A 7,634-nucleotide genomic window follows, 5' to 3' on the forward strand; every position below is an offset into this window, starting at 1 on the left:
ATACACTTCCCACTATCTGGGCATGTTCGGGACTTGCACCCGTTAGAGCGTGCCCATGGCGCGCAAACACAAAAAAGCTGCCGTCCGCCGGTTCTCCCGGCTGGCGACAGCTTTTCTTATGCACTTATGCGAACAGTTTCTCAATGTCACTTCTGGAACCTTTCAAGGATCCCTGTACCATCTCCGGCTTTCCGCCGCCTTTTCCGCTGAATGCCTCATTAAGTTTTTTCGCAAACTCTCTGACATCGGTGGAACTGCTTCCGATAATATAGCGGTAACCAGTCTCATCTGTTCCTACGAATGCAGCGCAGATTCCCTGACAGCGCTCGCAGGCATCATTTACAAAATTCCGCACAGCAATGTTGTCCAGTTCTTCTTCAAACAGGCAGACAAATTTATCATCCGCCTTGATCTCTTCCAGCTTGCCTGCCAGGTAAGAAGCCTGCATCTGATTAAGCTTCATACGGATCTTGTCCATCTGCTCTTTCATATGAAGAACCGCATCCCCGACCTTCTCCGACGGTGCTGACAGAGCTACCGATACGGCAGTCACCCCATCCTGCTTCTTCCGGTAATCTTCCAGTGCCCGGTCACCGCACTGAATGGTCATACGACAGCCGCCTCTGTGGCGGTCGCAGCTGATCACTTTGATCATACCCACTTCACCGGTGCGGCTTACATGAGGTGCACAGCAGGCACACATGTCCACATCCCCGATCCGGACGATCCGCACCTGTCCTTCGATCTCGATCTTGCTCCGATAATCCATGGAAGCCAGTTCTTCCTTAGTTGGATACAGAATCTCCACCGGAATATTATCCCAGACTGCCTGATTGGCCAGTGTCTCAACTTCCCGCACCTGCTCCGATGTCAGTTCTCCGTTAAAATCCATGGTGGTCTCGGCTGCTCCCAGATGAAATCCTACATTGTCATATCCATACAGGCGATGAATGATACCGGACAGCATATGCTCTCCTGTGTGCTGCTGCATTCTGGAAAAACGTTCCTTATAGTCCAGTTCACCTTTTACTTCTGTTCCCACGGCAATCGGGGCTTCTGTCTCATGATAGATCACTCCATTTTTCTCATGGGTATCTGTCACTTTGATTCCATCGATCCAACCCTGATCCCCGAACTGTCCGCCTCCTTCCGGGAAAAATAAGGTGCGGTCCAGAACTACCCGATATCCTTCCTTTTTCCCCTTGGCAGTAACCTTCTCCTCACAGGACAGTACCGTGGCAGTAACCTTCTCCTCACAGGACAGTACCGTGGCAGTAAATTCTCTGCCATGGCTGTCGTGATAATATAATTTTTCTGTGGCATCACTACCGGATGCCAGATGTTTTTCTTCCATAATATCTGTCTCCTCTGTCATATGCCTTGAATTAAGCATGTGTCTCTTTCAACAATTTATCCAGTGTCGGCTCCAGTCCGAATTCTTTTTCAATGGCATCGATCTCTGCACGTGCCTGCTTTTTCGCAGAACCCGGAATCACTGCACGCACCGCACGGATCAACAGATTCTTCGGTGTGTGGGACAGATCCACAAACTCCAGCAGCTGTGTCCGGTAGCCGCTCTCTGTCAGCAGATTTGCACGGATCGCATCGGTCATCAATGCCGCTGTCCGTTCTTTTACGATTCCGTATCTGGTCAGGATCGACAGATTCTCACTCTTCATCTGCCCATTCAGCTCATGCTGACAACAGGGCACAGAAAAGATCAGCTTTGCTTTCCAGCGGATCGCATGATACAGGGCATAATCCGTAGCCGTATCACAGGCGTGAAGAGATACCACCATATCAATGGGCTCATCGCTCTCATAACCACCAATATCACCGACCTCAAAGGTCAGCCGGTCATATCCATACTTCTTCGCTGCTTTGTTGCAGTTGGCGATCACATCTGCCTTCAGATCCAGTCCGGTGATCTTCACATCCCGCTTCTTCAGTTCCACCAGATAATAGTAGAGGATGAAAGTAAGATAAGATTTTCCGCATCCAAAATCCACGATCCGTATGGTCTGATCTGTGGGAAGAGCATCGATCTCATCATCGATCAGTTCCACAAAACGGTTGATCTGACGGTATTTGTCATACATGGTGCGGACGATCTTGCCTTCTGCCGTAAAGATTCCCATATCCACCAGCGGCGGAATGATGGTTCCTTCCTCCAGCAGATAATGTTTCTTCCGGTTGTTTTCTGTCTGTGCCTTAGGTGCCTGGGTGGCTGCCACCCGCTTTTTACTGCCGGTAACTTTTCCCTTCTTAGAAATGCGGATCGTATGCTCCCACTCTCCATCCCAACCGCTGCACTGACGAAATGCCTGTTCCAGCGCCTGTTCCACAAATGGTCTCACCTGATCGGCTTTCAGATTTTCGTGAAATACCTGCTTCTCCGTATATTGCTCCGCCTGCCAGCCATTGGTCTTTCGGTTCAGCACAACTTTCCGGTAGGCAGCTCCCTCCGACTCTTTTTTTATAGCATTACTTAAAATAATTTTATATAAGCCATCACTCCAGAGGTTCTGAAGCGCACTCTTAAGCTCTGTCATCTGTACTTCCATCCATTCACTCCTTATGCCCATCTCCTGACGGACGCTTTTGTGTCAGTATAGCACAGTTTTTTCCATCATCCAAGAACTACATCCAATGCAAGCATTAAAGTAAATCCAAATGCGAACAACAGAGTACCAATATCCGAATGAGGTTCCTCTGACATTTCCGGAATCAGTTCCTCCACCACCACATACATCATGGCTCCCGCTGCGAAGCTTAACAGATACGGAAGTGCCGGTATGATCAGTCCTGCTGCAAGTATGGTGAGAAATGCCCCTATGGGTTCCACCGCACCAGACAGAACCCCGTAGACAAATGCCTTCCCCTTCTTCATGCCTTCTGCTTTTAATGGAAGGGAAATGATTGCTCCCTCTGGAAAGTTCTGAATGGCAATTCCCACTGATAGTGCCAGAGCTCCAAGAGCTGTGATGCTGGTCTCCCCGGACATCCATCCGGCATAGACCACGCCCACTGCCATTCCTTCCGGAATATTGTGAAGGGTCACAGCCAGCACCAGCATGGTCGTACGCTGTAATTTTGTCCTTGCGCTTTCCAGCCCTTCTGCTTCTTCGCTGTTCATATGCAGATGCGGGATCACATGATCAAGCAGCAGCAAGAATAAAATGCCAAACCAGAATCCCGCTACTGCCGGAATCACCTTTGCAATACCTTCTGATGTCACCTGTTCCATGGCCGGTATCAACAAACTCCAGATTGATGCCGCCACCATAACTCCTGATGCAAATCCAATCAATGCCCGTTGTACCAACGGATGAATCTTCCCTCTCATAAAGAATACACATCCCGCTCCTGCCGATGTCCCGAGGAATGGAATGAGAATACCTTTGATCACCTCTACCGTCATATATCTTTCTCCCATCTTATTATTAGTCTATGCTAACCTACTTGTCTTAGTTACTCCGGAGCCTTCACCAGGACCCCGGAGTGATTTTAAATAATATAATCGTGATTCTGTTCCTGGCTCCAGTCCACCAGATCCTGCAGAGTCACATGATCCACCACCCCACGGATGGCATCATCCAGCTTTCTCCAGAGCAGAATGGTGGTACAGCTGTCCATACGATTGCACACCGGTGCGCCTTCTTCCAGACAGTCTACCGGGCTTAAACTTCCTTCTGTCAACCGAAGAATCATGCCTACCGTATATTCTTCCGGCTTTTTCGTCAGGAAATAGCCTCCCTGAGGTCCTCTGACACTTCTCACAAAACCAGCTTTGTTCAGAACTGACATGATCTGCTCCATATATTTCTCAGATATCTCCTGGCGCTCTGCGATCTCTTTGACTCTCACCGGTTTGTCCGAATCCGACAAGACCATATCAAGCATCATGCGAAGGGCATATCTGCCTCTTGTTGATATTTTCATTCTCTGTCTCCTTATTGTTTTTCCAGAATTTTCCGCACCTGCGGCAGCATCTGGGTGCTTCGTTTCAAAATGCCCCGCATATGGGCGATGGCAATTCCATAATTGGTGATGGGCACTCCCTGATCTTGCGCACATTTCATACGGAAACGTACTTCCCTCTCATTAAGCATGCATCCACCGCAGTGGATCACCATGGCATAGGGTGACAGATCTTCCGGAAATCCCATACCGGAGCTGGTCTCAATGTTCAGCTCCTTACCTGTATAGCTTCTCAGCAGACGCGGTAGTTTAACTGTTCCGATGTCATCGCACTGCCGATGATGCGTACAGCCTTCCGAGATCAGCACTGTATCACCATCCTTCAGCTGATCAATGGCTGTCACACCCTGAACAGCCTCCTCCAGAAGTCCTTTATAACGGGCCATCAGAATGGAAAATGATGTAAGAGGGATCTCTTCCGGCACCACTTCAGACACCTGGGCGAATACCTGGCTGTCTGTGATCACCATAGCCGGCGGCTTCTGAAATACCTGCAAGGTCTGTGCCAGTTCATGGTCCCGCACACAGACTGCCGCTCCTCCTCCATCCAGAATATCCCGGATCACCTGCTGCTGAGGAAGGATCAGACGCCCTTTAGGAGCTGCCTTGTCGATGGGGATCACCAGTATGATCCGATCCAGCGGTCTGATCAGATCCCGTACCAGAGCCTTTTTTCCGCTGTCTTCCTGACCCAGATGAGCAATGCACTCCTTCAGTTCCTGAATGCCTGTCTTCTGCAGGGCACTGACGCAGATGCCTGCTGTCGGAATCGATCCGTCAGAATCTGTCCGCAGAAGTTTTTCTTCTGCATTTTCATCCAGCAGATCACATTTGTTCCAGGCGATCAGATATGGAATCTCTTTTTTTCGGAACAGTTCCAGCAGCTCCTTATCGCAGGGTTTCAGTTCTTCGGTACTGTCTGCCACAAGCACTGCCACATCGGTCCGGTTGAGCACCTGTCTGGTCTTCCTGATCCGCAGTTCTCCCAGGGATCCTTCGTCATCAAATCCTGGTGTGTCAATGATCACCACCGGTCCCATAGGCAACAACTCCATAGCCTTTGTCACCGGATCGGTCGTCGTGCCACGCACATCGGACACCACCGCCAGATCCTGACCGGTCACTGCATTGACCAGACTGGATTTTCCTGCATTTCTCCGACCAAAGAATCCAATGTGGATCCGTTCTCCGGAAGGAGTTTCATTCATCCCCATCCAGTATCCCTCCTTTTCATATATCTATTATAGGGAATTTCTATCCATAATACAATCGGAAAGTTTTCACTTTCCTATTGTGATTTTCCTTTTCATATTGTATCTTATAAAAGGCAGCAGGTTCATTATTCAGAGTAATAAGTTCTGTTGTCATGTTGATATGTTGATACCATCAAGAGGAAAGGATTGGATTATGGAAAATACGCATTCGATCATGGATATTTTTGGCACCAATGTCTTCAATGACAAGGCTATGCGCCAGTATCTTCCGAAGAGCATCTACTATGAGCTCCGCAAAACTATTGAAGGAAGAAAAGACCTGGATCCGGCCATCGCTGATGTGGTAGCCGCAGCCATCAAGAAATGGGCAATTGAAAAGGGAGCTACACATTATACACACTGGTTCCAGCCGCTGACTGGCTTCACCGCCGAGAAACATGACGCTTTTATCACCTCGCCAAAGGAAGATGGATCTGTTCTGATGGAATTTTCAGGAAAAGATCTGATAAAGGGAGAACCGGACGCTTCCTCCTTCCCGTCAGGCGGACTTCGTGCAACCTTTGAGGCCAGAGGCTATACTACCTGGGACTGCACTTCTCCTGCATTTATCCGCGAGGATGCTGCTGGAGCGATTCTTTGTATCCCCACCGCATTCTGCTCCTTCACCGGCGAAGCACTGGACCAGAAGACACCTCTTCTTCGTTCCATGGAAGCTGTTCAGGAACAATCACTCCGTCTGCTCCGTCTCTTTGGAAACACCACCTCTCAGAAAGTGGTTCCTTCCATCGGTGCTGAGCAGGAATATTTCCTGATCGACCGCAATAAATATCTCCAGAGAAAGGATCTGATCTATACCGGCCGTACCCTGTTTGGTGCTATGCCTCCAAAGGGTCAGGAGCTGGACGATCACTATTTTGGTACTCTTCGCCAGCGCGTTGGTGGTTATATGCGCCAAGTCAATGAAGAGCTCTGGAAGATGGGTGTACCTGCCAAGACACAGCATAACGAAGTGGCTCCGGCACAGCATGAGCTTGCTCCAATCTATGCTGAGGCAAATGTGGCAGCTGATCACAACCAGATCATGATGCAGACTCTGAAACGTGTGGCTTCCCAGCAGGGTCTGGTCTGCCTGCTTCATGAAAAACCATTTGCCGGTGTCAATGGTTCCGGCAAACATAACAACTGGTCTCTGACCACTGATGACGGCATCAATCTGCTTGATCCGGGTAAACGGCCACATGAGAACAAACAGTTCCTGCTGATCCTTGCCTGCCTGTTAAAAGCAGTGGATATCCACGCAGACCTGCTCCGCGAATCTGCAGCCAATGTAGGAAATGACCATCGTCTTGGTGCTCACGAAGCTCCGCCTGCCATCATCTCTGTCTTCCTTGGTGAGCAGCTGGATGATGTGCTGGATCAGCTCTTAAGCACCGGAAATGCAACCCACAGTCTGCGTGGTCACAAACTCCACACTGGTGTTAAGACCCTTCCGGACTTTACCAAAGATGCGACTGACCGTAACCGTACTTCACCGTTTGCATTTACCAATAATAAATTTGAATTCCGTATGGTAGGTTCCCGCGATTCTATCGCCCATTCTACTGTTGTAATCAACACCATTGCTGCAGAAGCTTTCGCAGATGCCTGCGATATTCTGGAAAAAGCAGATGATTTTGAGACTGCACTTCATGACCTGACCATTCAGTATATCTCTGAGCACCGCAAGATCATCTTCGGCGGAAACGGATATTCTGAGGAGTGGGTAGAAGAAGCAGCCCGCCGTGGTCTCCCAAATCTGCGCTCCATGGTTGATGCGATCCCGGCACTGACGACTGAGAAATCCATCCGCATGTTTGAGCGGTTCCACGTATTTAATGAAGCAGAGCTTCATTCCCGTGCAGAGATCAAATATGAGACCTACAATAAGGCGATCAACATCGAAGCACTGACCATGATCGACATGACGGTAAAACAGATCCTTCCGGCTGTGATCAACTACACCGGTACCCTGTCCAATATTGTTCAGTCCCTCAACGCAGTTGGCGTATCTCCGTCTGTGCAGTCTGATCTGCTCAGGGATATCACCTCCCTGCTTAACGAGGCCAATGCTGCGGTCCGTGTCCTTCGCAAGATGAGTACAGAAGCATCCGGTATCGAAGACAATAAAGATCGTGCTCATTTCTACCATGATCACGTAATGCCTGCTATGGAGGACCTTCGTGCTCCGATAGACAAGCTGGAAATGCTGGTTGATAAAGAAGTATGGCCAATGCCTTCCTATGGTGATCTGATATTTGAAGTGTAATATATATAATATGTGCTGAAATGGCATAAACAAATAGGAGGTGGTTAATTACCACCTCCTCAGACTGTAGACAAAGCCCCGCTTTTGCGGGGTTTTGCTATTGTTAGAACCGCTTTTCTGATATAATGATGTCA

At 49.0% G+C, this 7,634-nt stretch carries 6 protein-coding genes; 1 reads left to right on the forward strand and 5 read right to left on the reverse strand.

The annotated features are described in order from the left end of the window. Positions 1-124: 124 nt before the first annotated feature. From WMO62_RS15400 to hydF, 5 genes are all read right to left on the reverse strand, one after another. Positions 125-1,393: an alanyl-tRNA editing protein gene (locus WMO62_RS15400; protein WP_349145232.1), complete on the reverse strand. Its 1,269-nt coding sequence runs from the start codon at positions 1,391-1,393 to the stop codon at positions 125-127. Next, on the reverse strand, positions 1,386-2,564 hold the full coding sequence (locus WMO62_RS15405; RefSeq protein WP_349145235.1) for a class I SAM-dependent methyltransferase: 1,179 nt from the start codon (positions 2,562-2,564) through the stop codon (positions 1,386-1,388). The genes WMO62_RS15400 and WMO62_RS15405 overlap by 8 nt, the downstream gene beginning before the upstream one ends. Before the next feature lie 65 nt (positions 2,565-2,629). Then, positions 2,630-3,421: a ZIP family metal transporter gene (locus WMO62_RS15410; protein WP_349145236.1), complete on the reverse strand. Its 792-nt coding sequence runs from the start codon at positions 3,419-3,421 to the stop codon at positions 2,630-2,632. Positions 3,422-3,507: 86 nt separating this feature from the next. Beyond that, positions 3,508-3,942, reverse strand: coding sequence for an RrF2 family transcriptional regulator (locus WMO62_RS15415; protein ID WP_118438506.1), 435 nt, complete (start codon positions 3,940-3,942; stop codon positions 3,508-3,510). 11 nt (positions 3,943-3,953) lie between these two features. After that, on the reverse strand, positions 3,954-5,195 hold the full coding sequence (gene hydF, locus WMO62_RS15420; RefSeq protein WP_349145237.1) for a [FeFe] hydrogenase H-cluster maturation GTPase HydF: 1,242 nt from the start codon (positions 5,193-5,195) through the stop codon (positions 3,954-3,956). Positions 5,196-5,388: 193 nt separating this feature from the next. On the opposite strand from hydF, the gene WMO62_RS15425 reads away from it, so the two are divergent. Beyond that, positions 5,389-7,500 (forward strand): glutamine synthetase III family protein, encoded by a 2,112-nt coding sequence (locus tag WMO62_RS15425; RefSeq protein WP_349145238.1) that lies wholly within the window; start codon positions 5,389-5,391, stop codon positions 7,498-7,500. Positions 7,501-7,634: the final 134 nt, after the last annotated feature.

This window comes from Hominiventricola aquisgranensis, assembly GCF_040096225.1.
In the GTDB taxonomy this organism is placed as follows: Bacteria; Bacillota; Clostridia; order Lachnospirales; family Lachnospiraceae; genus Hominiventricola; species Hominiventricola aquisgranensis.

Bases quoted from the DNA above. Each gene is read 5' to 3' on its own strand.
- WMO62_RS15425 (WP_349145238.1), top strand. From the start codon at position 5,389: ATGGAAAATACGCATTCGATCATGGATATTTTTGGCACCAATGTCTTC.
- WMO62_RS15400 (WP_349145232.1), bottom strand. From the start codon at position 1,393: ATGCTTAATTCAAGGCATATGACAGAGGAGACAGATATTATGGAAGAA.
- WMO62_RS15405 (WP_349145235.1), bottom strand. From the start codon at position 2,564: ATGGAAGTACAGATGACAGAGCTTAAGAGTGCGCTTCAGAACCTCTGG.
- hydF (WP_349145237.1), bottom strand. From the start codon at position 5,195: ATGGGGATGAATGAAACTCCTTCCGGAGAACGGATCCACATTGGATTC.
- WMO62_RS15410 (WP_349145236.1), bottom strand. From the start codon at position 3,421: ATGACGGTAGAGGTGATCAAAGGTATTCTCATTCCATTCCTCGGGACA.
- WMO62_RS15415 (WP_118438506.1), bottom strand. From the start codon at position 3,942: ATGAAAATATCAACAAGAGGCAGATATGCCCTTCGCATGATGCTTGAT.